Raw genomic sequence first — 26,224 nt, forward strand, 5'->3', positions numbered from 1 at the left:
AAGTATTTCCCCGTGGCTATTCCTATCTGTAGTATGTTGCCACTCCTTCAGCTTGGAGCGCTGCCATCGCTGCCAGCGATACTCGTCGGCTTGCTGGCTATCGCCGTGGTCCTGCTGGTCGGTCGGCTCGTGATGAAGGTGGCGTGGCGGCTCGTTATCATCGCTCTCATCGCCGTCGCCGTCCTCTGGATACTCGGACTGCTGGGCTTTCAGGTCATCTAGAGGCCGGCGAGGAAGTTCCGAATCACGTCGTGGCCGACCGCAGTCAGGACCGACTCCGGATGGAACTGGACGGCCTCGATGGGATATTCGCGGTGGCGGACACCCATCACCAGCTCTGTCCCGTCCTCGGTCTCCGTGGTCGCGCTGACGACGAACTCGTCGGGCACGTCCTCGGCGATGAGCGAGTGATACCGCCCGCCCTGAAACCCCTGTTCCAGGCCCTCGAAGACCCCCGTCTCGTCGTGGTCGATAGGGAACGCCTTGCCGTGGATCGGCTCCGGCGCACGACCGATGCTACCGCCGTAGGCGTACACCGCCGATTCGAGGCCCAGACAGACCCCGAGCGTCGGCACGTCAGGGCTGACCTCGCGGAGGACCGCCAGCGTGACACCGACATCCCGCTCGTTCTTCGGATGGCCCGGCCCCGGCGACAGGATGATGGCGTCGGGGTCGAACGCCTTGACCTCGTCGAGCGTCGCGGTGTTGCGGACGACTTCGGTCTCGGCGTGTTCGGAGACGTACTCCACGAGGTTGTAGGTAAAGGAGTCGAAGTTGTCGACGAACAGCACCCGGAGGTCATCCCTGACAGCGTCCACACCAGCGGGCTGTGACGCACTCATCGGGTTACCTCCTCGGGGCAGTCGGCTCCGCTCGCAGCCTCGGTGTCGTCGGCACCCACAGTCGTGTCGACCGGTTCCCCTTCGATTTCCTCCAGCGCCGTCAGCACGCCGTCCATTTTCTGCTCGGTCTCGACGTACTCGCTTTCGGGGTCCGAATCCGCGACGATGCCGGCTCCGGCCTGGACCGTGATGCGGTCCCGGTCACCCTCGTCCTCGACCGTGGCCGAGCGGATGACGATGGCGAAGTCGGTGTCCCCGTCCCAGTCGAAGTAGCCGACGCCGCCGCCGTAGGGGCCACGCGGCGAGCGTTCGAGTTCGTCGATTATCTCCATGGCGCGGATCTTCGGCGCGCCGGAGAGGGTCCCCGCTGGGAACGTCGCGCGGGCGGCGTCGAAGGCGTCCTTGTCCGCGGCGAGCCGGCCAGTGACCGTGGATTCGATGTGCTGGACGTGGCTGTACTTGAGGACGTTCATGAACTCAGGAACGCGGACGCTCCCGGCCTCGGCGACGCGGCGCACGTCGTTGCGCGCCAGGTCGACCAGCATGGTGTGTTCGGCCCGCTCCTTCCCGTCGGCGAGCATCTCGCCGGCGAGGCGGCGGTCCTCGACGGGGGAGTTTCCGCGCTGGCACGTCCCCGCGATGGGGTTCGAGACGACGTGGTCGCCAGCGACCGAGACCAGCGTCTCCGGGCTCGCGCCGACGATGGTCAGGTCGTCGTAGCCCAGCAGATACATGTACGGCGAGGGGTTCACCGCCCGGAGCGCCTCGTAGAAGCCCAGCGGGTCGACCTCGCCGTACAGCTCGCGGGTCCGCGAGATGACGCCCTGGTAAATGTCCCCCGAGAGGACGTACTCCTTGGCGCGTTCGACGGCGTCCTCGTACTCGTCTTGCGGACCAGCAACTTCGTCCTCGCGGCGGAAGCCGCCAGTCTCCAGCGGGGCGAGGTCCGTCAGCACGGCCTCGACCCGTTCGGCCTCGGCGACCAGTTCGTCGTAGCGCTCGCCGGCGTCCTCGCCTTGCCTGACAACAGGTGTGAACACGAGCGAGACAGTATCCTCGACGTGGTCGAATCGGACCGTCGACGTCGTGAGGACGAACTGCGCGTCCGGGAACCGCGAGTCGGGGCGGTCTAAGCCCACCTCGTCGAGCCAGAGGTCGTAGACGGCGTCATAGGAGAGGAAGCCGACGAGGCCGCCTTCGAGGTGCTGGCGGTCCATCGCCGGGAAGTTCCGCAGCGCCACGTCAGGCATCGCTGCCCGGAGGTCATCAACCACGTCGCCGCCGTCGGTCGTCACGAGGTCGGCGTAGCGGTTGTCGAACGCCTCGACCTCGCTCTCGTCGCCGGTCACGGTAACGACAGCGCGCGGGTCGTAGCCGACGAAGGAGAAGCGGGCGTGGCGGTCGTCGGTCTCCGGCGCGAACGCGCCGTCGGGGTCGCTGGAGGCGACCTTCTCGGCGCTTTCCAGCAGGAACGTGTAATCGTTTGCGGCTACGTCACTCGTGCGGCCGGTCAGCGCTGCGTACGCGGTCAGCGGTTCCACATCCACGTCGAGTTCTGCGGCCGCGCGGACGACGACCGGGCGGTCGGCCTTGGCGTGTTCGACGAACGCCTCGCGGGAGATATCGAGGGTCATACCGCGCCCTCCGCTGCTTGCTTGGCGTTCCGGACGAACCGGCTGACCGCGTCGTGGTCTTTCGTGCCGCCAGCGGACTCCACGCCGCTCGCCACGTCGACGGCGAACGGTTCGACCGTCTCGACGGCGTCGGCCACGTTCTCAGGGGTCAGTCCGCCGGCCAGCACGATGGGCACATCCAGCGAGTCGACGAGGTCGCGCGTGCGCTCCCAGTCGTGTGTCTCGCCCGTGCCGCCGCCGCCGTCGGCGTCGACTGAGTCCACGAGCAAGGCGTCGGCGTGGGTGGCATAGCTCTCGATGGCTGGCGCGTCCGCCTCGACGACGGCGACGATATCCTGGGTGATGCGGCTGTCGAGGGCCCCGAGTTCTGCCGGTGAGAGTCCGTCGTGGACCTGCACTGCGTCGGGTTCGATCCTGTCGACGCGCCTGACGGCCTCCTGAACCGTCGTCGGCATCGTCACCAGTACGCTCGTCACGAACGGCGGGACGCCGTCGGCGAGCTTCTCGGCAGTGGCCGCATCGACTTCCCGTGGTGTGTCGACCGGGACGCCGTGGATGACGCCGACCGCGTCAGCGCCGGTCGTAACGACGGCATCGCGGTCCGTGCTGTCCGTCACGCCACAGATCTTCACGCGCGTCATGCCCCGATCAGATCGTCGAGTTTGTCGGCCGCCGCGCCCGACTCGATAGCCTGCCGGGCCTGTTCGACCCCCGCCTCGTGCGTGTCGGCGACACCGGCGACGTAGATGGCTGCGCCAGCGTTAGCGAGGATGATGTCCCGCTTCGCCCCGGTGATCTCTCCGGAGACGATGCCACGAAGGTCGGCGGCGTTCTCCGCGGGCTCGCCGCCCGCCATGGCCTCGATGTCATGTGTCTCAAGCCCCATGTCTTCCGGGGAGATGGTGTACTCCGCGATCCGGTCGCCGGTTACTTCCGCGACAACCGTCTCGCCGTGGACTGCAATCTCGTCGAGGCCGTCGCCGTGGACGACCAGCGCCCGCTCGACATCCAGTCGAGCCAGCGCTTCGGCCATCACGGGCACGAGGTCCGGGTCGTAGACGCCAAGCACCTGTGCGTCCGCATCGGCAGGGTTCGTCAGCGGGCCGAGAATATTGAACACAGTCCGCATCCCGAGTTCCTGGCGCGGGCCGATAACGGCCTTCATCGCCGGGTGGAACACGGGTGCGAGCATGAAGCCGATCCCGTCTCGTTCAATCGTCTCCTCGACAGCCGGCGGTTCAGCCTCGATGTCGACGCCGACCTCTTCGAGCACGTCGGCGCTCCCAGACGATGAAGAGACAGAGTAGTTGCCGTGTTTGGCAACCGGGACGCCAGCCCCGGCCGCGACAATGGCGCTCGTCGTCGAGACGTTGATTGTGTTGTAGTCGTCGCCACCGGTCCCGCAGGTGTCGACAAGCCCCTCGCGGTCGGGCCGAATGGTCCGTGCGGCGTCTCGCATCCCCTCCGCGAAGCCAGCGATCTCGGCCTCTGTCTCCCCCTTTGCCCGCAGTGCCGTCAGGAGCGCTCCGATCTGTGCCTCGGTCGCATCCTCGAAGACAGTCGTCGCGACGGTCCGAGCCTCGTCCTGTGTCAGGTCTTCACCGTCGGTGACGCGTTCAATATACTCTTTCATTGTATTCACCAATGGACTCTTTCGTGTTGTGATGTACAAATCCGTACATTGACTTAAGCCTATCGGGACTTTGCCCGTTGACGGATACGTGTGGACAATCAACAGACAACGTAGCGATACGGAATTCGAAACCTTCAATTACACCCGCCGGAAACAGTGTGGTGTACCTCGCAGTGAGGGTTCGTGGTCTAGGTCGGTTATGACACCTCCTTGACATGGAGGAGGCCGGCGGTTCAAATCCGCCCGAACCCATTTCTACTATTTCTGCCGGCGAGTGAAGCAAGTCTGCAGCGATTGCTGGCGTTGGTTCGCCGAGTCTGTGCAAACGCACCCGTCTCGACGTGGACCACAATCCTCCCGAGTCCACTCCCGTTGTCGTCGGGAATGAGTACGACACTGGCGCACTCCGACGAAGCCGGAAGCAGACCGATCGGCCGGCAGAACCGTCCCATAGTTTCTTGCCCCAACCGCGTTAGAGTCATCTATATGAGAGATCAGGTCCAGTCGGCGGACGCGTTCGAACAGTTCGTGCTGCTGGCCGTTGTGGAACTCGAAACCGCCGGTGAAACGCCAGTCCACTCCTATCATGTGACGCAGACAATGAAAGCGCACCTCGCAGATATCGACCGACAGCCCTTCGGCGGCGTCGAGCGCCAGAAGGTCATCTCGGTGCTGGGACAACTCGCCGAGAAGGGACTGCTGAGCAACGAAAAGACGGAGTCACCCACGGGGAAAGGGCGGCCGGGATACGGACTGGCTGGAGACCCGGACGAAGTGCTCGAAGCGCTGTCGACGACGGACGAATTCAAGTCGTATATCGAAACGGTGCGGTCCTCGTAGGTACCCGTTAGACGACACTCACGTCGCCACCCTCTTGATCGAGAGCGGGTGGTTGGCCCACTTCGAGACGGTCAAGGCGGTCCATAATCGTGTGGACGACATCGTCTTTCGTACAGGGTGCGACGTGGACGAGTTCGCTGCCGTCGTATTCAGCCAGCCCCATGACTGGCAACGCCATAGCGTCGTACGCCGACTCCGCTACTTCTGAATCAACGGTTGTGTCCTGATAGAACGAGTCCAGCGAGACATTGTTGCTCAGTGCCCACTGCTTGAACTCGGCGACCCGGTTCAGGATGTACTTGCCTTCCTCCGTCAGTGCGGCGGCCGACTGCGGTGCGATCTGTTTGCCCCAGACGATGACGTTGAACCCGTCGATGTGGTCGTTCTCGTCGAGCGTCTGAAGCCGGTCGATGACCGCTTCCTGTCGTTCGTGTGCGCCGTCGGGCAGCATCGACCGGACATACAGTTCAATATGAGGTGTCGGGTTAGTATCACTCATGGCTATCCGACAGCACTCCCGGCTGACACATATAGATACTGTGAGAGATGTCTGCATAGTACAGATGGCCTTTTCAGGACGAGATACGCGCGAAATCAGCAGTGTCTGTGAGCGGTCCGATTCCAGTTGTAACGCAAATTTGGAAGTAGTTAACAGCTGAAAGCGATATCGGATTTCTTACTATTCGCTGTTCGACCCGGACGAAAGACCGTGGAGATTCTCGTGGATACCGAGAATGAGCGCGGGAACGACGATCATGAAAATATGTTCTTCGATGGGAATCCCGAGCAGGTCGACACCGGTCCGGAGTTTGATTTCGAAGACACCAACGGTCAGTGTGTACCAGTCCCAGACGTATGCGATCGGATAGAGCGCGACGATGGTCTTGGCCGCCATCCGGAGGGCGTTCGCGCGCCAGAGCAACACGAGAGCGATACTCCCCCAGATCACCTCGGTCACTAGGTAGGTGTAGGGGCCGAAGACCCCGATGTCAGGCAGCATACACCGACCTTAGATCTACGGGCCTAAAGCTTAGTTCGTCTCTCGGTTTCCGGGGACTAAACCAACCTTGATAACCCCACACGTCGAATCTACGAATTGTGAAGAACGATGGATATTGCTGATATCGCCACCAGAGAATTTGTCGAGGTTGACGCCAACAAGCGCTTGGGGAAAGTCCGGTCTATCTTCGAACGCGAGAACCCCAAGGGTATCATCGTCACGGAAGACGGTGACTACGCTGGCGTTATCACGCAGAAACAGCTGGTCCAGTCCCATGTCGAGGACAACGCGAAAGCGGGGGCGATGACGCGCTCGGCGCCGAAAGTCGAGCGCACCGACGACGTGCGCGAGGTCGCGCGCGTCCTCGTCGAGGGTGGTGTCAAGCTCGCGCCGGTGTTCGAGGCGGGCGAGCTCTGGGGTATCGTCACCGAGGACGATATCCTCGACGCGGTTCTCGACAACCTCGACGCACTGCGCGTCGAGGACATCTACACGCAGGACGTCATCACAGTCTCTGAGGACACCAACGTCGGGCAAGTCGTCAACCTCCTCCGGAAACACGGCATCTCCCGGCTTCCGGTACTCGGTGACGACGACGGCCTGACTGGGATGGTCACGCGTCACGACATCGTCGACGTGGTCGTCCGGGACATGAACAAGACGACGCGGGGCGACCGCTCCGGCGAAGTCGAGCGCGTGCTCGACATGCCGGTCTACGACGTAATGAGCAGTCCGGTGGAGACGGCAAAGCTCGGCGACTCCGTCGAGAACGCCGTCGCGCGGATGCTCGAAAACGACTTCGCCGGGCTCGTCGTCACGCCGGAAGAGGACGACACCCACGTCGCCGGCATCCTCACGAAGACCGACGTGCTCCGTGCGCTGACCTACACCGAAGAAGAGCACATGGACGTCCAGATCACGAATATAAAACTGCTGGACACCATCTCCCGTGCGGATATCCGGGCCGACATCGAGACGGTCGCGGACAAGTACGGAGCGATGCAGGTCCAGCACGCGCACGTCCGGTTCCACGAGCACAAGGAGAAGCTCCGTGGCACGCCGCTCATCCAGTGTCAGATCCGCCTGCGCACCAACAAGGGTCAGGCGGCCGGCTCCGGTGAGGGCTACGGCGCTGAAACCGCCTTCAACGTCGCGCTCGACAAGCTAGAACGCAACGTCCTCGAACTGAAAGGCGTTCAGGCCGACGAGGAGTACCGCGGCCAGCTCCTCCGTAAGCTCGGCGAGCTATAACCGGATACTCGTTTTTTCTATCGCTCGGCGACCTGCACGAGCTGCTTGCCGATGTTCTCGCCCTCAAACAGCCCGAGGAACGCGTCGGGCGCGTTCTCGATGCCTTCGGTGACGGTTTCTCGGTAGGAAATGTCGCCCGAGGCGACCCACTGACCGAGCTGCTTCGTCGCTTCCTCGAACCGCGGCTCGAAGTCGGAGACGAGAAGCCCTTCGACGGTTGCCCGGGACTGGATGACCTGAGTCAGCTTGCGCGGCCCCATCGGGACCTCCTCGCTGTTGTACAGCGAGATCTGTCCGCAGACGGCGACGCGCGCGTCGGTGTTGAGTCGCGTGAACACCGCGTCGGTGATCGGGCCGCCGACGTTGTCGAAGTAGGCGTCGACGCCGTCCGGCGCGGCCTCGTCCAGCGCGGCCCGGTAGTCGTCGGTCGTTTTGTAGTTGATGCCAGCGTCGAAGCCGAGGTCGTCTTCGAGGAACGAGACTTTCTCGTCGGAGCCGGCGAAACCGACGACGCGTGCGCCCTGGAGCTTGGCGAGCTGACCCGCCACGGAGCCGACGGCGCCCGCAGCGCCGGTGACGACGAACGTGTCGCCGGCCGCAGGCTGCGCGACTTCCCGTGTGCCGAAGTACGCTGTCAGGCCCGGCATCCCTAAGACGCCGAGCGCTGTCGAAATGGGTGCGAGCTCCGGATTGACTTCTGTGAGCACCGGTCCGGGCGCTGTGGCGTACTCCGCCCACTCTAGCTCGCCGGTGACGACATCGCCCTCGTCAAAACGTGCACCGTTGGACTCGACAACCTCACCGACGACAGCACCCTTGAGCGCGTCGCCCACGTCCCACGGGTCCGCATATGATTCGCTGTCTCGCATCCGGTCACGCATATACGGGTCGACAGAGAGGTACAGCGTCTTGATGAGTACCTCGCCGGGCCCCGGGTCCGGGATCTCTTCCTCGGAAAGCTCGAACGTATCGTGGTCGGGCGTCCCTTCGGGGCGCTTCGCCAGCCGGTAAACGCGGTTTGTGTTCGACATCACCCCTCATACACTTGCGACTTGAAAGGGGGCTTCGAAAGGAGAAACAAGCACCGGTTTTATAGTTTATCTAATAATTATCCACGGGTATTGTGCAGCCACGAGGGATGCATCGCTGATCGGGAGCGGTGAAGCGGAAAACGCGTTCAAATCCAGCGAGAAGCAGTATCGAGGTCGCCGGCGTTACTGGAAGCCGATCCGGCCGCCGGTTCCAGCCTGACGCTGTGGGCTGGAACCCCCTCTGAACTCCTCTTCCATCTGCTCGTAGTACTCGCGGATGTCGTCGGTGATGGTCGGGCGCACGCTGTCCATCGCCTGCCGGAAGTGGCGCATCTCGACTTCCTCCGCGTCGTCGTCCTCACGGAGCGCCTCGATAGCGGCCTCACGGGCAATGGATTCGAGGTCCGAGCCGACGAAGCCCTCGCTGACTTCGGCCAGTTCACGCAGGCTCACATCGGGCGACAGCGGCGTTTCGTCCGTGTGGATCTTCAGGATCTGCTCGCGGCCCTCAATGTCGGGCTCGCCGATCATCACCAGCCGGTCGAACCGGCCCGAGCGGATGAGGGCCGGGTCGATCATGTCCGGGCGGTTGGTCGCGCCGATGACCATCACGTCCTCCATCTCTTCGAGCCCGTCGAGTTCGGTCAGGAGCTGGTTGACGACGCGTTCGGAGACGTTCGACCCCATCTCGCCGCCCCGACCCGGTGCCAGCGAGTCGAGTTCGTCGAAGAAGATGATGGTCGGGGCGACCTGGCGAGCCTTCCGGAACGTCTGGCGGATGGCCTTCTCGCTCTCGCCGACCCACTTGCTGAGTAGTTGCGGCCCGCGGACCGAGATGAAGTTCGCGTCCGTCTCGTTGGCGACAGCTTTCGCCATGAGCGTCTTTCCGGTGCCGGGCGGACCGTACAGCAACACGCCCGACGGCGGCGTCACGCCCATGCGCTCGAACTTTTCCGGGGAGTTCATCGGCCACTCGACGGCCTCCTGGACCTGCTCTTTGGGCTCGCTGAGGCCGCCGACGCTGTCCCAGGACACCTTCGGGAGTTCCACCAGCACTTCCCGCATCGCCGACGGACTCACCTCGTTGAGCGCGCCCTTGAAGTCGTCGCGCTTGATTATCATGCGGTCGATGAGGCTCGGCGGGATGTCCTCCTCGTCCAAGTCGATTTCGGGGAGGTAGCGCCGGAGCGCCTTCATCGCGGCCTCCTTGGTCAGACTCTCGATGTCGGCTCCGACGAAGCCGTGCGTGTCCGTCGCCAGTTTGGCGAGGTTCACGTCGTCAGACAGCGGCATGCCGCGGGTGTGAATCTGGAGGATTTCCTCGCGGCCGACCTCGTCGGGCACGCCGATCTCGATTTCGCGGTCGAAGCGGCCGGGGCGGCGCAGCGCCGGGTCCACGCTGTCGACGCGGTTGGTCGCGGCGATGACGATGACCTGGCCCCGCGATTCGAGGCCGTCCATCATCGTCAGCAGTTGGGCGACGACGCGGCGCTCGACCTCGCCGGTCACGTCCTCGCGCTTTGGCGCGATAGAGTCCAGTTCGTCGATGAAGATTATCGAGGGCGACTCCTCGCTCGCGTCCTCGAATATCTCGCGTAACTGCTGTTCGGATTCGCCGTAGTACTTCGAGATTATCTCGGGGCCGGCGATAGAGAAGAAACTGGCGGAGGTCTCGTTGGCGACGGCCTTCGCGAGCAGCGTCTTCCCGGTACCGGGCGGCCCGTGGAGCAGGACCCCCTGTGGCGGCTCGATGCCGAGCTTCTTGAATATCTGGGGGTGTTTCATCGGCAGCTCGACCATCTCACGGACCCGCTGAATCTCGTTTTGGAGGCCGCCGATGTCCTCGTAGGTGATGCCGCCGCCGGTCTTCTCGAACCCGGAGATGGGTTCCTCGCGGAGTTCGACCTCGGTGTCCTCAGTGATGAGACAGACGCCCTCCGGCTCGGTCTCGACTGCGATGAGCGGGATGGCCTGTCCGGGCGAGCGCATGAACGGGTGGTTCGTCGAGGACATCACGGGGACGATGTCGCGCTCGACGACCGGCCGTTTGAGAATCTGGCGTTTGACCATGCCGGCGGCGTCGGAGCCGAACTGGACCGACGCCTCCTCGGGCGGGGCGAGCACGAGCTTGTCGGCCTTCTCGGCCTCGGCCTTGCGGATGGTGACGCGCTCGCCGATGCCCACGTCTGCGTTCTGGCGCGTGAAGCCGTCGATGCGGACGGTGTCGGTGTTCCAGTCCTGCCGGTCGGCGCGCCACACCTTGGCCGCGGTCGTATCGCTCCCTTCTATCTCGATGATGTCGCCGGGGGAAAGCTTGAGATGCAGCAGCGTGTCGGGGTCGAGTCGGGCGATGCCGCGCCCCGAGTCGTTCGGGTACGCCTTCGCCACTTCCAATTGGACTTCGTTCATAGTAGAGCCTGCTTACAACGAACTCGGGTAGCCCCGGAGATATGCTTTATGCTACCGGCGGCCAAGACGCAGGGCGACGGGTTTATATGATACCTAATAACATACCGCACAGCATGCGGTAATAGCCTCTGTTTTGGGACGCAGTGACACAGCCTGCCGCCATCGCCGCGTTTCATAAGGCTGGACCCGATAGCGCCGATATGGTATTTCTTGTTCCCTTCGATGGGTCACCGCTTGCAGATGCCGCACTCGACCGCGCCGTCACCTACGCTGGAGCGCTTGACGAGGATGTCGTCGCCGTCGCGTTCATCCCCACTGGGGCCGACTACGCCGAGCGCCGCCGACGCGTCGACCCCACTGAAGACTTCGCCGCCGAAACCGCCGCAGATGACCTCAGACGCAAGATCGAGGAGGCGACCGACGACTCCGAACTCCGCTACGACGACGTGAGCGCCCACTCCACCAGTGAATTGTCGACGACGATCAGGCAGACCGCCCGAGACGTTGACGCCAGCGTCGTGTTCCTCGGTAGCGACGACACCGAAGACATCGTCGTCCCCATCGGCGAAGTCACAGACGGCGAGTCCTACGACATCCACATCGTCCGCCAGACGTGAGGCTGTAGCGAGAGGGCTTTTACCGGCCCAGCCTGACTCTCCGGGTATGCGAACACTCGCTTTCGATGGCCGGATAGGTGCTGCCGGCGACATGCTGCTGGGGGCACTACTGGCCGCCGGGGCCGACCGCGAGGCTCTGTCGCCGGTTGAAGACGCGCTGGACGTCGAATACGCCGTCTCCGCGGTGGACCGCTCAGGGATTGCTGCAACGCGCGTCGACGTACTGCTGTCCGACGCCGACGATGTCGACGATTCTCACGACGACCAGTCGCATTCTCACTCCCACGACCATGACGAGGGACACGGCCACGCTGGGGACGACGACGCACACCCACACACCCACGAAGACCACGACCACACCCACGCTGAGGGGCGCGGCCCGAGCCGAACGTACGCCGAGGTCGTCGAACTCGTCGGGGAGATGGACCTCCCGGCGACAGTGCGAACGGACGCGCTGGCGATATTCGAGATACTCGGCGAGGCCGAGGCGTCTGTCCACGGGACGGATCTCGACGACACGCACTTTCACGAGGTCGGGGCCGACGACGCCATCGCTGATATCGTCGGCGTCTGCCTCCTGCTGGACGACCTCGACATCGAGCGGGTCGTAACGACGCCGCTGGCGACGGGCGGCGGGACTGTCGAGATGAGCCACGGCAGTTACCCGGTCCCGACTCCCGCAGTAGTTGCAATCGCGGAGCAAGCCGACTGGTCGCTGCAGGGTGGCCCCATCGACAGGGAACTCCTGACGCCGACCGGCGCGGCGATTCTCGCCCACATCGCTGACGGGACCGACTCGTTGCCACCGCTCGATCTCGACGCGTCAGGCTACGGCGCTGGCGGCTGGGACCTCGACGACCGCCCCAACGTCTTGCGGGCCATGGTCGGCGACGGCGCGGGGCGGCTCCGCCGCGATGAAATCACGGTCCTCGAAACGAACGTCGACGACGTCCCACCCGAGGTGCTTGGCGACCTCCAGCGCTCGCTCCCGGACGTCGGCGCACGCGACGTGTCGATAGTGCCGACGACGATGAAGAAGTCCCGACCCGGCCACATCGTGAAGGTCATTTGCAGGCCGGAAGACGCCGAGCGGGTCGCGCGCTGCCTCGCCGAAGCGACCGGGACGCTCGGCGTGCGCGAGTCCGGGGCCGGTCACCGCTGGGTCGCTGACCGGGAGTACAAGACGGTCGCGCTCTCCGTCGACGGCGAGCAGTTCGAGGTCACGGTCAAAGTCGCAAGTGACACTGACGGCACAGTGTTCGACGTGAGCGCGGAGTACGACGACGCCGCGGCCGTCGCGGACGCGACCGGGCTCCCCGTTCGGGCGGTTATGCAGCGAGCCGAGCGGATGGTGCGGGAATAGCCGCTACTCGTCGGCCGTGTCCGGGTCGGAGTCGCCCTCGTCTCCGTCCCCGACCGCAGTGTCGCTGTCGTGTTCGGCCAGCGCCTCCTCGACGGTGAGCGCGCCGGTGGCGACCTTTCGGGCCAGCCCCTCGCTGATTGCCCGGTTCGTCTCGCTTGCCTCCCGCGAGCGGTCCTTGATCTTCTGGAGTTCGCCGGCGGTGGGTTCGATGGTTCGGCTCTCGATTTCCTCGCCGTCGAGCCGGGCGATGTTGACCGCGGCCAGCACGTCACCCATTCCGCGTGCGCCGGACCCGAGATACGGCGTCGTCCCCGTTTCGTCGACCAACTCCACCGGCACGGACTGAATCTCGTCGATGATGCGCGCGCCGACGAGCCGCGCACCGTCGCCGATGCGGACGACCGGGTCGACCGCGTCCTCGACTTCATCGCGAACGATGTCGGTGATTTCCGCCACAGGTACCTGAAACGCCGCGACGACCATATCGCCGTGGAGAATCGCGACACCCGGCCGTTCGCCGGGGTCGATACCGATGACGGTTCGACCGTCACCACCCCGGAGTGTCGAAATGACGGTTTCGACGGCTCGACGCGGTGTGTCCGGGTCCGCCTGCACGAGGTTGACGCCGTCGGGGATTTCGACCGATTCCCCGGCCGCGATGACCGCGACCTCCGCCTCCTCGGGCCATCGGTCGCCCGGTTCGATAGTTGTGAACGCCACACCACGGTCGCGCAGCTCGTTGACGACACCGTGGTACACTTCGAAGTCCGCTGTGGCGACGACAATCACAACCGGAGTTCGGACGCCGATTACTTACAGATATGGGAGTCCGTTAGTCCACGTTTGTGTTCTAGATATTTACCAGACACCATTGGATACATCGTGTTGGGGACATCTACGATTCCTATTATATTTGATAGGATTTTTATAACAGCTAACTGGACTGCTAGTGATGCGTCCGGTGGTTCACACTGACGGAGCAGGCGCGGCTTCCGACCCACTGTTCAGTGGTGCCAGCGGAGCTTATCTGGGCTTGCTTCTGGCACCGCCGATTGTACCGGGGCTGAAGTGGGTCGGCGTTACCGAAGCGTGGGCGCTCTACGCCGCGCTGGTCGGGACGGTGACCGCTGTGACCACCGTAATAGGATGGCTGCTCTCCAGTCGACCGGCAGTAGCCGTTACAGTCGGCGCGACTCGCGCCCGGTGGCTTCCAGCGGCGATCGCGGCCGTGTACGCCGCCGTCGGCTTTGCGTCGCTGGAGATGAGTGGTGTCAGTGGCGTGCTGGCGTTTTTCTTCGGCTTGCTAGCCGTTTTGCTCGGAGTCGCTGTCGCGGTTATGTCACAGACACGGTACACTGCGGCAGTTACCGCAGGGGCGGAGGAGTTGACCCGCTGGCGAGCGAGCTGGCCCGAGTCTGCACAGCGTCGGCGGTTGCACGTCGGCGGAGCCATCGCTGGCGTCGCGACCATCGGGTTCGCCGTCGGTGCGGTGTTCGATATCGCCCTGCTCCAGTACGTCAGTCAGGTGCTGTTCCCGTCCGGCTTCGTCCTTCTCTCGACAGGCGGAACCCGAACCGTCGTGGCGACCGAGCGCGGTCTGGAAGTCAGACTCCCAATTGCCAGACGGTTCTACGCCTGGGAAGAACTGGAATCTTACGAGCTCGACGCCGAGTCGCTCGTCATCACCCGCAGATGGGGGACTGCCCTCCGGTTTGCAACAGCCGACATCGACGACGTGTCCCTCGCAGAGTGGACGCTGGCCGAACGGCTTTCGGACGACTGACAGCAGTGTCGTCAGGTACCAGTGTTTTTATCCGAACCTGCCCAACCCCTGCCCGTGAGCGAGTACGTCCCGACCGGGTGTGACGCTATTGACGACCTCCTGGGCGGTGGGCTGGAGCGCGGTGCGGTCACACAGGTGTACGGCCCGCCGGCGGCCGGCAAGACCAACTTCGCCCTGTCGGCGGTGATGGAAGTCGCCGCCGCCGGCGACGCGGCGCTGTACATCGACACTGAAGGACTCTCGGCCGACCGGATGGAACAGGTCGCTAGCGGCCGCGCTCGCGGGACCGCCCAGACCGTGGACGACCTCGCCGGCCGCCTCATCATCACCGAGGCGCTGGACTACGACGAGCAGGCCGAGGCCGTCCAGGACGCCGCGGAGTTCGCCGCCGAGGTCGAACTCATCGTGCTCGACAGCGCGACCGGGTTCTATCGACTCCGCCGCGACGACGAGGACGGCGGTGAGACGCTTCGGGACGTGGCCCGCCAGATTACCCACCTGCTCTCGCTGGCCCGCAAACACGACCTCGCGGTCCTGTTTACGAACCAGGTGTTTACCGACCCCGACAGCGACCGCTCAACGGCGCTCGGCGGCCATACCCTCAACCACTGGTCGGGCGCAATCGTCCGCCTGGACCGGTTCCGCGGCGGCAACCGCCGCGCCACACTGGAGAAACACCGCGCCAAACCGGCCGGCGACACGGCCCAGTTCCGCATCACCGACTCGGGACTCGTGGGCGACGACACGCCCGAGACGCCGCAGTAGCCCGCCCTAACTGCCGAACCAGTCGGGCACGGGCCGTCGCGGTTCTGTGGCCGTTCGACGCATACCGCGCGAGCGGAACGAGCGCGGTTTCACCGAGCACGGCTCGCCGTGCTCGGCCTTTTTCATGACCGTTTTTCGAGGAGCGGTCGCCCCCGGCGACCCGACGACGAAAAAGGTTCAGTAGATGAGGTCGTCGTCGTTCTCGGCCATGTACAGCGTCCGCGCGGCGATGTTGACGGCGTGGTCGCCGACCCGCTCGATGTCACGAATCGTCAGCAGGAGACGGGACACGTCGGCCATCAGTTGCTCAATCTCGCCTTCGCTGGAGTCGGTGTCTATCTCCCGCTCAATGAGGTCACGCACGACCGTTTCCGAGGCGGCCTCACAGCGTTCGTCCACCTCGTCGTCGACATCGGCGATGGCGTAGCACTGGTCGGCGTTCTCGTCGCCGTAGGCTTGCATAGCGTTTTCGACCATCTCGATGGTCACGTCGGCAACGTCCTGAATGTCGACCTCGGGGTATACATCGCGTTCGGCCTCCAGCGAGTACTCGCCGAGGTTCGTGGCGAGGTCGCCGATCCGTTCGAGGTCGGTAATGATCTTGAACGACGCGGCGATAAAGCGGAGATCGGATGCGACCGGCTGTTGCAGCGCCAGCAGGTCGATACAGTCCTGTTCGAGGTCGAGATACAGTTGATTGATCTCGTGGTCGCCCTCGATGACCTCTCGGGCCATCTCTTCGTCTTTCTGTTCGAGCGCATCCAAGCCGAGCCGGAGCCGCTCGAGGACGATCTCAGACATATAAAGGACATCCTCGCGGAGCGAGTTCAGTCCCTCCTGATAGGAATCGCGTGGCATAGTCCGGAATGTGCTAGTGCCATGCATCAGCCTTTCCCTTCTCCCAATATCTCCCGATACTGACCGGCGCGACAGTCGCGGCGGACTACTATGCAGGAACAGACACGCTCGACAGCAAAAAACGGTTACTGGGGCACTGCCTCTGTGTCGTTACGAGGATGAACGTCAAGCGTCGTTTCGTCACCAACTGCCGTTCCGTCCTCGACGCGCTCGACGCGCAGCACCACGTCCTGTGGCGTCGCGCAACCACAGCTCACGAACTCGTCCCACTCCTCGCCGACAGCTACCGGGCCGCTGTGGGCGCGTCGAAGGTACTGTTGATAGGTGTCCCCGCGGAGTTCGTCAGCTATCCACTCGGTATCGACGCCGGACCACGGGTCTCCATCGGTGGTGTTGGGGGCAAACGAGAGCACGATACGGGCCGCAACGGAAGCCATACACTAACTGAGGCGGGAAACAGGCTTAGTCTCTTGGGCGCAGCGCTGTTACTACAGCTTGTCGTTGACCGCTTCCAGACAGTCGGCGTCCACGAACACCACGACGTGGTCGCCGGGTTCGATAACAGTGTCACCGCGGGGGATGACAAGCTCGCCGCCGCGGCTGATAGCTCCGATGACCACGCCAGTCGGCAGTTCCTGCACCGATTCCTGGATCGGTCGCCCGGCGAGGACACTGTCAGCGGCTATTTCGATTTCCAGCACTTCGGCGCGGTCGGATTCGATGATGGCAACCTTCGTCGCGTCGTACTCCCGGGTGAACCGGGTAATCTCTTCTGCGGTCGTCTCGCGGGGATTGACAGCTACATCGACGCCAACAGCTTCGAACAGGTCAACGTACTCGCCGGAGTTGACGACGGCGACGGTTCGCTCCGCACCGAGTCGCTTGGCCAGCAGCGTCACTAAGAGATTCTTCTCGTCGCTATCGAGCGTCGCAACCACAGCATCGGCATCGGAGACGTGTTCCCGTTCGAGGAACTCAGTGTCGGTTGCATCACTCTCCAGCACGGTGGTTCCTTGCAGCTCTTCTGCCAGCTCGCGCGCTCTGTCGTGGTCGCGCTCGATAAGCCGCGGTTTGATACCGCGATCCTGAAGCAGTCGTGCGGTGTGATAGCCGACGTCGCTCCCGCCGACAACGAGGACGTTCTGGGTTGCCTCCGACTTCGGCGCGATCTCGGTCGCGAACAGGCGAACGCTCTCACAGCTGCCGATGACGACGATATCGTCGCCCGCTTTGATGACCGTCTCTCCGCGCGGGATAATGACTTCGCCGTCGCGCAGTACGGCAGCAAAGGTTAGTGACTCGTAGCGGTCGGCCTCAGCGACGGTCAGGTTCGTGATTGGACTGGATTCGCGCACTTCGAACTCACCCATCTGGACCTGTCCGTCAACAAATGTTTCTACGTCGCGCGAACCGGGGAGCCCGATTACTCGGGCGATATTCTCCGCAGTGAGCAGGTTCGTCGCAACCATGTGATCCACGCCAAAGGCGCCCTCGGATTTTTCCCAAGTCCGGAGGAACTTCGCGCTCTTGACGCGGGAAATGGTGAACGGGTCAGCCGCCGTTACCGCCGTCCCGCAAGTGACGATGTTCGTCTCGTCGTCGTCGGTACTGGCGATGAGAACGTCGGCTTTCTCGATACCGGCCTCGGAGAGAGTGTCGAGTTCCGCACCGTCCCCTTCGACGCCCAGCACGTCGGCCTCGTACATCAGGCTTTCAACGCGGTCTGGGTCGATATCTACGACGGCGACTTCGTGGCTCTCAGCGAGGCTCTCAGCAATGTTCGAACCGACCTCGCCCGCGCCGACGATTACGATATACACGGCTGCGCCTCCGCCTGATTCATATGCATCAGCTTTCCGCCGATGGGTGAAGTGTATTTTCATCCGGCCAGCAGTCCGGTCCCATCGGGGCGGACAGGCTACCGAATCCGGCGGTCAAGACGCACCTGTGGCTTACTTACGGCTCATCCCGAAGCGGGACATTCAACCAAGGACAGAGGGCTGACCGACGTTGGAACCGCTCGACCGCATCGAACGATTCTTTCGTCTCTTCGATCGCTTTTCGCATACTGGCGTAGTCGGTCATATACGCTTTCTCTGCCGCCCACCGTTTGATTATATGCTTCTTTACGCCCGCTATCTACCCGGTAGACACGTACTTCTGCCGCTCAACTCAGGGAACCGCCGTCAGGGACTGTACCACACTCTGACATCGGTCTTTGCCTGCAACCCTGTCCAACACGCAACAGCCGCCCGGCGGAGCGTTCACTACGGTAGCAGGTGACTACTACTTCGCCACTGGCCAGTGTATGTGCTACGCCCGACCAGACGGACGCGCTCAGTCACTACTTCTGAACGGAGACGCGGACCCAAGGCTGAGAACGAGAAGGTGAACCCCAACGAGTCCGAAAAGCAGTATGGTTCTGGCTGTCGGTGGACTCGCGACTGCGGCCCCGCCTATCGCCACCGTCAGAACACTCACAATGGTCTCGGCTCGAGGGCTCTCGGCTGCCTGTTCTCTGGGCGTGCGGGCCGCTTCGAACTGGTCTCTGATAGCGTCGAATCTGGGGCCCTGACGGACACGTTTTCGGTCTTGCTCGTACTCTACTAGCCCGACAGCATCGAGTTTGGGCAGGTGAGTCTGACAGAGTGAGATGTACACACTGTCGTAGAGTTCATCACTATCGGTCTCTGCATCGGCGACGGCCCGAGCCACCTGTTTGCCCAGCGTATTGACAGAGAGCGCTGTCCCGTGTTCAGCAAGGCAGTACAAGCATGCGCGGCGGCGCTCGTTACCGAGAATATCGAATAGGGTCGCGCCATCGAGGTCGTTCTGCGCTGGCGGCGTAGTCCTTTTCCCGGTATCAACGACGGCGTCGGGCCCTACTGCCGGTTGCATATGTTACTCACCCCGGGGTGTACCGCTGTGTGCACGCATTTGTCCAGTACGTAGCTTACATCTCCGTATCGAGAGCCGCTCGTAGACGGTCTGAAAGCGACCGCGGCCCCGACAGTGAGAGCCGATGGATCACCGCCAGTGCTACAAATACCACGCTCACGACGAGTGCGACTGCGACACCTGACACTGTAGTCCCGCTGAGTGCGAGTCCACCGACTGCAACCAATGTGGCACACGCAGTCCCGAGATACCGACCTGCCCATCGCTCACCGGCAGGCGTGTGGGCACCGGGCCGGTCGTGGTCAGTTACAGGCCCGGCCGGCAGCGTCGACTCCGCAGCCGGCGTCGACAGAAGTGATGGTTCCGCAGCGAGATACTTATCGAAGGAGTTCGCGAGCGCGGTCGCTTCGACGAGTCCCCGGTCTTGGTTGTAGTTGATAACGCCCGCATCGTCCATCTTTGGGAGGTGGGACTGGTACAGCGCGATGTAGACGCGCTGGCGCTGTTTCGAGCGCAGCGAGTCGACGGTGGTGTCGTGTTCCAGCGCCGCGATGTGTTCTGCGATGTCGCTCATATCGGCTGGCTCTTCGCCGGAGTGCTCGTGGAGGTACTTGAGGACTAAGCGGCGACGACGACACTGAAGGACATGGAAAATGTCGTCGCGGGTGAGGTTATCGTCAGACGAGGCGTCTCCAGACGATGACTCATCTGTCGTGGACGCCTCTGCCTCGGCTGCTGTGGGTTCGGAAGTCGTTTCAGCTATCGACATGTGACTTTTCCTTTTCCAGCGGCCGCCATATACCGGGTCGACTGTTCCGTCGGTTGCGACTGTTTCACCGATTTAGCCGGTCGGTAGTGACCGACTTACTCTGGACACAGGACAGTAAAAGTGGCTTCTGAAGGACGAATACAGCCATATAGGTCGTTTCGCCCCAGCTATTGCTTTCCAGTACTGTTTCACGCACCGTACCGGATCGTTCCACCGTCTCGACAGCAACTAGTATGTGAAAAATCACACTCGTGCACCGTGGAAATTCCGCCTGTCACGGACCTATTCGACTGTTTTCGGGACGTAGAAGGCACAAAAGCCGGGAGTACGGTGACCTTTGTATCTGCCGCAGGGTGTTGTGCACATATTCCTGACCGCCGTGACGGCGGCGGACAGGTGCGCTTGGCGGAGATTTACCCGTCTCTGTGCAGTGATGCCACTACCGACCAAGCTATCCGGCGCGTGTGTCAGCTTATCCGCCGGGCGTCGGCGGCTTGATATCGCCTGCGTGGGGCGAGTTCGCCGCCGGGGGCTTTGCCCGCTCCAGACAGATGAGGTTCTCCCTGCCGAGACGTATTTTTACGACTTCGTCTTCGTCCACCATCCGCGAAAGGAGGCGGCTAACCTTCGCTTTCGACCAGTCCGTCGCCTCAACGATATCTGTCTGATGCAGACGACCGTTCTCGGCTTGCAGCATCAGCTTCACGAGGTGCGCGTCAGGGGTGAGTTCCTGGTCAGCTTGCTCGAAGGCCCCAGCTGCAGTGTCCACGTCGATGTCTGCACTGTCGGCTTCGACCACCCTGTCCGTGGCGTCGATTTCACGGTTAATTTCGAGTATCTCCCGATCCAGTTCCAGGTAGCGATAAATGAACAGTCTGGCCGCCGTGGAGAGCCTTATCACCCAGCCACGCCTGATCGCTGCGACTGTCAACCCAATTCCTATCAGGAACCCCAGTAGCGAACTCGTCACCCAGGCTGGCGTCAGAACGCTGTTCGGGTTCGTCCCCCAGGTGACTTCCTGTGGGTCGGTCAGGAAGTCACCGTCCGAATCGGACGCGAGCGGGTCTGTTCCAAGGGCCGAAACCTCACGCCCGTCGCTGAGACCATCGCCATCCGTATCGACGGTGGTCGGGGACGTGCCAGCCGCCAGTTCCTTTCCGTCGCTGAGACCGTCACTATCTGTGTCACTCTCGGTAGGTTCGGTCCCTGCCTCAAGTTCTGTCCCATCTGCCACCCCATCACCGTCAGTGTCTGCGACCGTCGGGTCGGTGCCCAGGGCCAGCTCCCTGCCGTCAGCGACCTCATCAGCGTCGGTGTCGGCCTGTACCGGGTTCGTGCCGACCGCCAGCTCCCGACCGTCGACGACGCCGTCGTTGTCCGTGTCCGCGTCGGTCGGATCGGTCTCGCCAGACGCCTCTCGCTGGTCGGACAGCCCATCGCCGTCAGTGTCCGCGACGGTTGGATTCGTCCCGAGTGTCAGTTCGCGTTCGTCTGCTAACCCGTCGCCATCGGTATCGGCCCGTCGCGGGTCGGTGCCCTGTTGGATCTCAGTCCTGTCGGCGACACCGTCTTCATCAGTGTCTGCGGCTGTGGGGGCCGTCCCGTGCTGGTGGACTTCTGTCCCGTCCAACAGCCCGTCGCCGTCAGTGTCGGCGTCAGTGAGGTTCGTACCCTGGACCACCTCGTGGCTGTTGTTGAGCCCGTCGTCATCAATATCACCGGTACGCTGAATCGGCTGCAGAGACACCGGTTGCCGATCTATCGTGGTGTCGGTGCGCGTGTTGTAGAGAGAGACTGAGAGATCATCGATCCCCGTTGTCCCGGGAGTCGTGAGGGTCGTTGTTCCGTTCGGGCCGACCGACGTACAGTTCAAAGACCCGTTCGCGCGCGCACAGACCGAGCGGTTCTCCTGCGGCGAGCTAACGGTCACTGCGATCTGATACCCGCCGGGCCGCGCGCCGTCTATCCGTTCCCAGACGAACGCGGTTCCGTTCGGCCCGTGCGCAACAGCCTGTGTGGGACCAGCCGACTGTATCGCTGGCGCTGTTTCGTTGCCCGTCGCTGTGTCGTCAGCATACTGCCCGGCGTCCGCTGCAGCAGCGACACCCACGGAGACGGACGCGACTGTCAAGAGGAGGAATAAAGTGCACATCCCGCTCACGATCCGGTGTCTCATACGGAACGGGTGTCACAGCGGAACAATATCCTTTTTGGCACATGATAGCCCTGTCACGTCTGGCCACACTTGATAATTCAGATATAATTATTTGTTCTCTAGTCATCTACTCATCAGATAGTCCAAGCTCCGACCCGACGACCTGATCCATCCCGCGCCGAATCCGCTGTGACATCGCCGATGGTGAAATGCCGAGTTTGTCCGCCAACTCTGCTTGTGAGATACCACGGGGAACGTCGAAGTACCCCTCTCTGTGTGCCGTCTCGAGTGCGACTTGCTGGTCTGCGGTTAGCCCGCATGCACCGGCGTTGACTTCTCCGGAGGTCCAGTACAGTCGATCAAGTCGAAACGTGATATTCCGGTCAGAGCACTCAGAGCGGAACTGCGACAGTGCTGCCCGCGACCGAAACTGGGCGTGTACCAGCCACTGTCCACTTGTCCCTCTGATATCGAGCGCCCGACCACCGGCGCGGACGAGCGAGGGCGTGAGTCGAACGGCGCTGTCGGCCACCTCGACCCGATAGACGCGGTTCGTCTCCGTCCAGTCTAATACGACGGACTCGCATACCGTGCTATCCCTCTCCAGTTCTGTTTCGAACTGGTCAAGACCCTCACCGACGGCCTCTATCACCACGAAGCTCGACGTACCGTCGTCGACCATCTGCTCCGGACGGACTGTTATGTCCGGACTGCTCTCGACTGCCTCCGTCAGAACTAGCTCCGGATGACTCAGACACAGATCGACACCGAGGCTCTTCCCCCGTGATGTCTCACCCGTCTCTGATGGGCTCGCCGGCCCGTACCCAGCGCCATCGACTGGCTGGTCCGCCTCGGCTGCTGACCCCTGGTCACCGGTGTTGCGCATGTGGACACCAGACGAATCGCACACAAGGATATTACCACTATAGAGATAGTGTTTGAAGACCGATGCACTATATTAATAGGCACTCTGTGGGGGCCGGTGTTTAACCACCTGTCGAGACAGAACAGTCTCTTCCAACGGCAGGTTTCGCTGGGACAACTCGGGTAGTTCCCCCGGTAGAAGACGATCAAGCGTCGCCAAGATCCCCTAGATGCCCACCGACAAGTACGGTGAACGGGCAGGCTGGTGGAGCCAACGCAGAATGTGAGCAAGCGTGGCGCTCCGTGGGAAACAGTGATCGCTTTGACAAAACATATCATAACCACGACTTTTTCCAAGGTTAGATCGAATCGCAAGACAACAACCAAGGTTGGAGCATTTGACTTACCATACCTATCAAACTGACAAAGTAATCTCTATTTTACGGTAGTTCTGGACTGGCTTCGAGTAGGGCGCTGTCCCACGAAACCAGCCATATTGACCGGTCAGATACGGCATACGCCGGCTGGGTCATCCGCCAACCTAGTCAGGCGCGACAGCGGTCATTCATCTTGTTCCGGTGGTATTGGGGTGGGTTGGACACCCGCAGATTGACAAAGGACGGTGTTCGGTCGGTTTGTCGGTCTCAACTGGTCTATTCCACCCTTGCAAGTCATACGAAACGGAGGGGTCGGTGCAGTCGAGCAGTTAGTTGCCAGTTGCTATGCTTGCAACTTCGCCGCGCTGACCCGCCGCAACCTATGTAACCTTCTCAATCTATTGGAATGTATAGACGATTATGAGCGACCCAGCGTGTTACCGCGACTACTGTTCTGCATGTGACGGGCAGCTGACATTCTCTCCGTCTTAAACGGCGAGGATTCCCCGAAGGGAATATTCGGGTTGCACGTTTCCTCGGTTCTCAAGTACGCTTTCGCGTGGAACGTCGAGGGTTGCCACCGAGTTGTGACCAACGGTGTGCTTTGCAGCGCGTACAGCCCTGTCAATGGGGCCTTCCTCCCCGCATACAGCAGGCGTCGAAGACGGCTGGCTATTCAACCAGTGAGGTAGCACGGTTCGCGTCAGCCGAACTGTTACGCCGTGCATGGTTCACCCTCCCGTTGTGCGATATTCTCCGAAGCGTTCAGGTCGGCGTGTCGTCCACGGTTGCACTCCGAACAGGAAAAGTGGTCACCATCACGGGTTCCCATCGAACCACAGGCCGAACACCGTTGACTGGTATGGTACGCATCGACCTTCTCGACACTGATACCAGCGCGTTCGGCTTTGTACGTGATGAACTGCTGGAGTTGGTGGAAGTGCCACGAGTGAACGCCCGACCACGAACTGTTCTCACGGATACCTTCGAGGTCTTCCATCCAAATGACGGGGTTCTCGAACTGCTCCGCGAACGTGATGAGACGACGGGAGAGTTTGTGGTTCAGGTCTTTGATTCGACGCTGTTCTTTGTCATCACGCGGTTGGGTGCGCGAAGCGCACTCCCGAAAGCGAATCGCGTAGGGAACGATATTTGCGTCGAACGTACTTCGCCTCACCACCCGACACCAGCATCGACTCGTCTTCACCGTAGGCCGTTACAGCGAGGATATGCCGTTCTCCAATATCGACACCGATAGACGTCTCACCCGATGTTTCGGTGTCGTACTCGATATTGAACGTACAGTACCAGTCGTCTCCGCGACGGTAGACCTATAGACGGGTCTTGTCAGCGCCGCCCTTGACCAGTCGGTCTACGGGGTCGGCAATATCGTTGTACACCTCTATCGGGGTGTACCACCATTGAGAGACGCATGGGAAGCCGACGACGACTGTGCCGTTCTCGGTCGTGTCGATTTCCCAGTTCTGGTTGTTGACGGCGAACGGTTGGCTCTCTCGGTAGTGAACCTCTCCGTCCGTGTTGTGGTCGGATTTCGCCTCTCGAATGGCTTGGTTCTGAATAGCCGAGTAGAGATTGTTGTCGATACGGGCCGTGGTCACGGATTTGCCGAAGTCGCCGTTTTCCCATCCGTCGATGCAGAACTGCTTGGTGTCACGGTAGAGGCGAGCGGCGTGTTGCCACTCTTTCCGCCGTGAGAGGGAGGGTTATGGAACTTCGCGGTGACAGCCACCGTGACCATTACAGCTGTAATTGAGTGCGTTATCTTAACAAACTATTGGAATATCTGGCCGTGCCATCGTCGGTGGATTGCGTGGTATATTGTCGGATTCATCCCCGCCCTGAAGGGCGAGGCTTTCTCCTTGAATCTCCGTAAGGATCACTGACGGTGAGTGTCCGGACTGTGGCACGAGCCTAGAGTCGTACGGTCGTAGAACCGATTGAGGTGTTTCTCGTTGTGGGTGTCCGTAGTTCAGTTGGAGCGAGACCTGAATGATTCTGACGACTAACCACACTCGGTCCGGGAGATGGGGGAGCAGTCAGAGCGGACTCTTGACTGACGGACCGTAATTACTTAGAGAGGGAGGGTGTCATAGAAGAGTTCTCACACTGTGATCACAGTACTTCCCGGATTGTCTCCTCGTTCATAGTTGGTGATAGCGACGACGAGGCGAAGGCACAGAGCGAGGAAAACCTGCGCTCGTGCGTGGACGCGGCCTCGGGCGTGCGTTCGCCCGAGGCCGCAGTCCTTCACTGATTCATTGGTTCGCTCAACTCCTGTGCGGCGGTTGTACGTCTCGTCTAGCGTCGATTGCTTGAGCTGAACGTCCTCACTGTGTTCGTCGATGCGGTCTTCGACCCTGTACTTGATGTCTTTCGGGTCGTCAGTGTTTCGTGGGTTGTACGGAACGACTGGCACGACCCCTGCGACCAGCAGGTGGTCGTGCCAGTCGAGCGTGTCGTAGGCGCTGTCTCCAAGCATCCACACCGGCTTGGCGACGGCGAGCGCGTCACGCGTGACGCGCATCGCCGTCTCTTCTGGCGCTTGTTTGCTTTCGGTAAACTCCGCTGCGATCGGTATCTTTTGTCCGGTCGAAACGATCGTACAGCCGTAGCCGTAGTAGTACTCTTCAGCTGTGGGATCGTAGCATTTCGACGCGTCTGAATCGGCGGGCATCGCTCTCACGTCCGTTGAATCAATTGAGTACGTCAAGTCGAGCAGGCCGCGGCGGGCGGCCTGCTCGACGAGTCTATCGAACACTTCGTCAACGACGTGTTCGAGGTCGGTAAGGAAGCGATCGACCGCGTCTCTCGACGGCGGTCGATCGAAGCCACAGCCAAGCCAGACGAACGTGTTCTGTAGCTCTCGTTCAATTGGACGAATGCCGTAAGTGTCGTGGTAGTAGCAATGGAGGAACCCACGCATCAGCTCTGGTGGCTCGTGCTCTCGTGTTCGCCCCGTCTCCGCCGGGGCGAACACGTCGAACTCTGCGAGAAACTCGAAGGAGAAATGCTCAAACAACGCTAACGTCTCGGTTTCCGCGACATTGAAGAACGACTCTACCGAAGGATCATCTTGCAGGGTCGCTGAGCTCATACCACCTCAGCATAGACCCT

25 protein-coding genes, 1 tRNA gene and 1 pseudogene are annotated in these 26,224 nt (G+C 62.0%); 8 read left to right on the plus strand and 19 right to left on the minus strand.

The window, feature by feature from the left end:
* Nucleotides 1-33 precede the first annotated feature (33 nt).
* Nucleotides 34-222 carry a hypothetical protein gene (locus D3D01_RS18710; RefSeq protein WP_121513299.1) on the plus strand — a complete coding sequence of 63 codons (189 nt, stop codon included), beginning with the start codon at nucleotides 34-36 and terminating at the stop codon, nucleotides 220-222.
* Here the strand turns inward: D3D01_RS18710 and trpG are convergent.
* The 4 genes from trpG to trpD are packed head-to-tail and all read right to left on the minus strand — an operon-like array spanning nucleotide 219 to nucleotide 4,109.
* On the minus strand, nucleotides 219-842 hold the full coding sequence (gene trpG / locus D3D01_RS18715) for an anthranilate synthase component II (RefSeq protein ID WP_101350540.1): 624 nt from the start codon (nucleotides 840-842) through the stop codon (nucleotides 219-221). The two genes, D3D01_RS18710 and trpG, sit on opposite strands and share 4 nt — an antisense overlap.
* Nucleotides 839-2,476: an anthranilate synthase component I gene (trpE, locus tag D3D01_RS18720; RefSeq protein ID WP_121513300.1), complete on the minus strand. Its 1,638-nt coding sequence runs from the start codon at nucleotides 2,474-2,476 to the stop codon at nucleotides 839-841. Before trpE ends, trpG begins: the two co-directional genes overlap by 4 nt.
* Entirely contained in the window at nucleotides 2,473-3,117 is a 645-nt protein-coding gene (locus D3D01_RS18725) for a phosphoribosylanthranilate isomerase (RefSeq protein WP_121513301.1), read from the minus strand. Before D3D01_RS18725 ends, trpE begins: the two co-directional genes overlap by 4 nt.
* The gene (gene trpD / locus D3D01_RS18730; RefSeq protein ID WP_121513302.1) at nucleotides 3,114-4,109 is read right to left on the minus strand and encodes an anthranilate phosphoribosyltransferase; all 996 of its coding nucleotides are present in this window, start codon (nucleotides 4,107-4,109) and stop codon (nucleotides 3,114-3,116) included. Before trpD ends, D3D01_RS18725 begins: the two co-directional genes overlap by 4 nt.
* Before the next feature lie 177 nt (nucleotides 4,110-4,286).
* On the opposite strand from trpD, the gene D3D01_RS18735 reads away from it, so the two are divergent.
* Both D3D01_RS18735 and D3D01_RS18740 read left to right on the plus strand, forming a co-directional pair.
* A tRNA-Val gene (locus D3D01_RS18735) sits at nucleotides 4,287-4,361 on the plus strand.
* A 234-nt stretch (nucleotides 4,362-4,595) separates the two neighbouring features.
* Complete coding sequence (locus tag D3D01_RS18740) at nucleotides 4,596-4,949, plus strand: hypothetical protein (RefSeq protein ID WP_101350543.1); 354 nt, start codon at nucleotides 4,596-4,598, stop codon at nucleotides 4,947-4,949.
* A 7-nt stretch (nucleotides 4,950-4,956) separates the two neighbouring features.
* Here the strand turns inward: D3D01_RS18740 and D3D01_RS18745 are convergent, their stop codons facing one another.
* Both D3D01_RS18745 and D3D01_RS18750 read right to left on the minus strand, forming a co-directional pair.
* Nucleotides 4,957-5,448 carry an HTH domain-containing protein gene (locus tag D3D01_RS18745; protein WP_101350544.1) on the minus strand — a complete coding sequence of 164 codons (492 nt, stop codon included), beginning with the start codon at nucleotides 5,446-5,448 and terminating at the stop codon, nucleotides 4,957-4,959.
* 180 nt (nucleotides 5,449-5,628) lie between these two features.
* Nucleotides 5,629-5,949, minus strand: a complete 321-nt coding sequence (locus tag D3D01_RS18750) for a lycopene cyclase domain-containing protein (RefSeq protein ID WP_101350545.1) — start codon at nucleotides 5,947-5,949, stop codon at nucleotides 5,629-5,631.
* A 108-nt stretch (nucleotides 5,950-6,057) separates the two neighbouring features.
* Between D3D01_RS18750 and D3D01_RS18755 the strand changes: the two genes are divergently transcribed.
* Complete coding sequence (locus tag D3D01_RS18755; RefSeq protein WP_101350546.1) at nucleotides 6,058-7,200, plus strand: CBS domain-containing protein; 1,143 nt, start codon at nucleotides 6,058-6,060, stop codon at nucleotides 7,198-7,200.
* Between the two features lie 17 nt (nucleotides 7,201-7,217).
* Here the strand turns inward: D3D01_RS18755 and D3D01_RS18760 are convergent, their stop codons facing one another.
* Complete coding sequence (locus D3D01_RS18760) at nucleotides 7,218-8,231, minus strand: NADP-dependent oxidoreductase (protein ID WP_101350547.1); 1,014 nt, start codon at nucleotides 8,229-8,231, stop codon at nucleotides 7,218-7,220.
* 183 nt (nucleotides 8,232-8,414) lie between these two features.
* On the minus strand, nucleotides 8,415-10,640 hold the full coding sequence (locus D3D01_RS18765) for a CDC48 family AAA ATPase (protein ID WP_121513303.1): 2,226 nt from the start codon (nucleotides 10,638-10,640) through the stop codon (nucleotides 8,415-8,417).
* 200 nt (nucleotides 10,641-10,840) lie between these two features.
* Between D3D01_RS18765 and D3D01_RS18770 the strand changes: the two genes are divergently transcribed.
* Together D3D01_RS18770 and larC are read left to right on the plus strand one after the other, a co-directional pair.
* Nucleotides 10,841-11,257, plus strand: a complete 417-nt coding sequence (locus D3D01_RS18770; protein WP_101350549.1) for a universal stress protein — start codon at nucleotides 10,841-10,843, stop codon at nucleotides 11,255-11,257.
* A gap of 46 nt (nucleotides 11,258-11,303) precedes the next feature.
* Nucleotides 11,304-12,620: a nickel pincer cofactor biosynthesis protein LarC gene (gene larC / locus D3D01_RS18775; protein WP_121513304.1), complete on the plus strand. Its 1,317-nt coding sequence runs from the start codon at nucleotides 11,304-11,306 to the stop codon at nucleotides 12,618-12,620.
* A 3-nt stretch (nucleotides 12,621-12,623) separates the two neighbouring features.
* On the opposite strand, the gene D3D01_RS18780 is transcribed toward larC, so the two are convergent.
* Nucleotides 12,624-13,409 (minus strand): hypothetical protein, encoded by a 786-nt coding sequence (locus D3D01_RS18780; RefSeq protein WP_121513305.1) that lies wholly within the window; start codon nucleotides 13,407-13,409, stop codon nucleotides 12,624-12,626.
* Nucleotides 13,410-13,572: 163 nt separating this feature from the next.
* Between D3D01_RS18780 and D3D01_RS18785 the strand changes: the two genes are divergently transcribed.
* Both D3D01_RS18785 and radB read left to right on the plus strand, forming a co-directional pair.
* Complete coding sequence (locus D3D01_RS18785) at nucleotides 13,573-14,403, plus strand: hypothetical protein (RefSeq protein WP_121513306.1); 831 nt, start codon at nucleotides 13,573-13,575, stop codon at nucleotides 14,401-14,403.
* Between the two features lie 54 nt (nucleotides 14,404-14,457).
* Nucleotides 14,458-15,168 (plus strand): DNA repair and recombination protein RadB, encoded by a 711-nt coding sequence (gene radB / locus D3D01_RS18790; protein ID WP_101350553.1) that lies wholly within the window; start codon nucleotides 14,458-14,460, stop codon nucleotides 15,166-15,168.
* A gap of 177 nt (nucleotides 15,169-15,345) precedes the next feature.
* Here radB and phoU read toward each other — a convergent pair whose 3' ends face one another.
* From phoU to D3D01_RS18840, 10 genes and pseudogenes are all read right to left on the minus strand, one after another.
* On the minus strand, nucleotides 15,346-16,026 hold the full coding sequence (gene phoU / locus D3D01_RS18795) for a phosphate signaling complex protein PhoU (RefSeq protein ID WP_101350554.1): 681 nt from the start codon (nucleotides 16,024-16,026) through the stop codon (nucleotides 15,346-15,348).
* A 125-nt stretch (nucleotides 16,027-16,151) separates the two neighbouring features.
* Complete coding sequence (locus D3D01_RS18800; RefSeq protein WP_121513307.1) at nucleotides 16,152-16,463, minus strand: hypothetical protein; 312 nt, start codon at nucleotides 16,461-16,463, stop codon at nucleotides 16,152-16,154.
* Nucleotides 16,464-16,514: 51 nt separating this feature from the next.
* Nucleotides 16,515-17,846 (minus strand): Trk system potassium transporter TrkA, encoded by a 1,332-nt coding sequence (trkA, locus tag D3D01_RS18805; protein ID WP_101350556.1) that lies wholly within the window; start codon nucleotides 17,844-17,846, stop codon nucleotides 16,515-16,517.
* 136 nt (nucleotides 17,847-17,982) lie between these two features.
* Nucleotides 17,983-18,111, minus strand: coding sequence for a hypothetical protein (locus D3D01_RS24875; protein WP_255410441.1), 129 nt, complete (start codon nucleotides 18,109-18,111; stop codon nucleotides 17,983-17,985).
* A gap of 252 nt (nucleotides 18,112-18,363) precedes the next feature.
* The gene (locus D3D01_RS18810; protein WP_121513308.1) at nucleotides 18,364-18,924 is read right to left on the minus strand and encodes a hypothetical protein; all 561 of its coding nucleotides are present in this window, start codon (nucleotides 18,922-18,924) and stop codon (nucleotides 18,364-18,366) included.
* A gap of 55 nt (nucleotides 18,925-18,979) precedes the next feature.
* Nucleotides 18,980-19,693, minus strand: a complete 714-nt coding sequence (locus D3D01_RS18815) for a hypothetical protein (protein ID WP_121513309.1) — start codon at nucleotides 19,691-19,693, stop codon at nucleotides 18,980-18,982.
* Between the two features lie 472 nt (nucleotides 19,694-20,165).
* Nucleotides 20,166-21,869 (minus strand): hypothetical protein, encoded by a 1,704-nt coding sequence (locus D3D01_RS18820; protein ID WP_121513310.1) that lies wholly within the window; start codon nucleotides 21,867-21,869, stop codon nucleotides 20,166-20,168.
* A 106-nt stretch (nucleotides 21,870-21,975) separates the two neighbouring features.
* A complete protein-coding gene (locus tag D3D01_RS18825) occupies nucleotides 21,976-22,734 on the minus strand; it encodes a helix-turn-helix domain-containing protein (RefSeq protein ID WP_121513311.1) in 759 nt (252 codons plus the stop codon).
* Between the two features lie 1,070 nt (nucleotides 22,735-23,804).
* Nucleotides 23,805-24,848 (minus strand): annotated as a pseudogene (locus D3D01_RS18835) (RNA-guided endonuclease TnpB family protein).
* A gap of 363 nt (nucleotides 24,849-25,211) precedes the next feature.
* Nucleotides 25,212-26,204 (minus strand): transposase, encoded by a 993-nt coding sequence (locus D3D01_RS18840; RefSeq protein WP_121513312.1) that lies wholly within the window; start codon nucleotides 26,202-26,204, stop codon nucleotides 25,212-25,214.
* Nucleotides 26,205-26,224 lie beyond the last annotated feature (20 nt).

This window comes from Haloarcula sp. Atlit-7R (assembly GCF_003666065.1).
Lineage (GTDB): Archaea > Halobacteriota > Halobacteria > Halobacteriales > Haloarculaceae > Haloarcula > Haloarcula taiwanensis.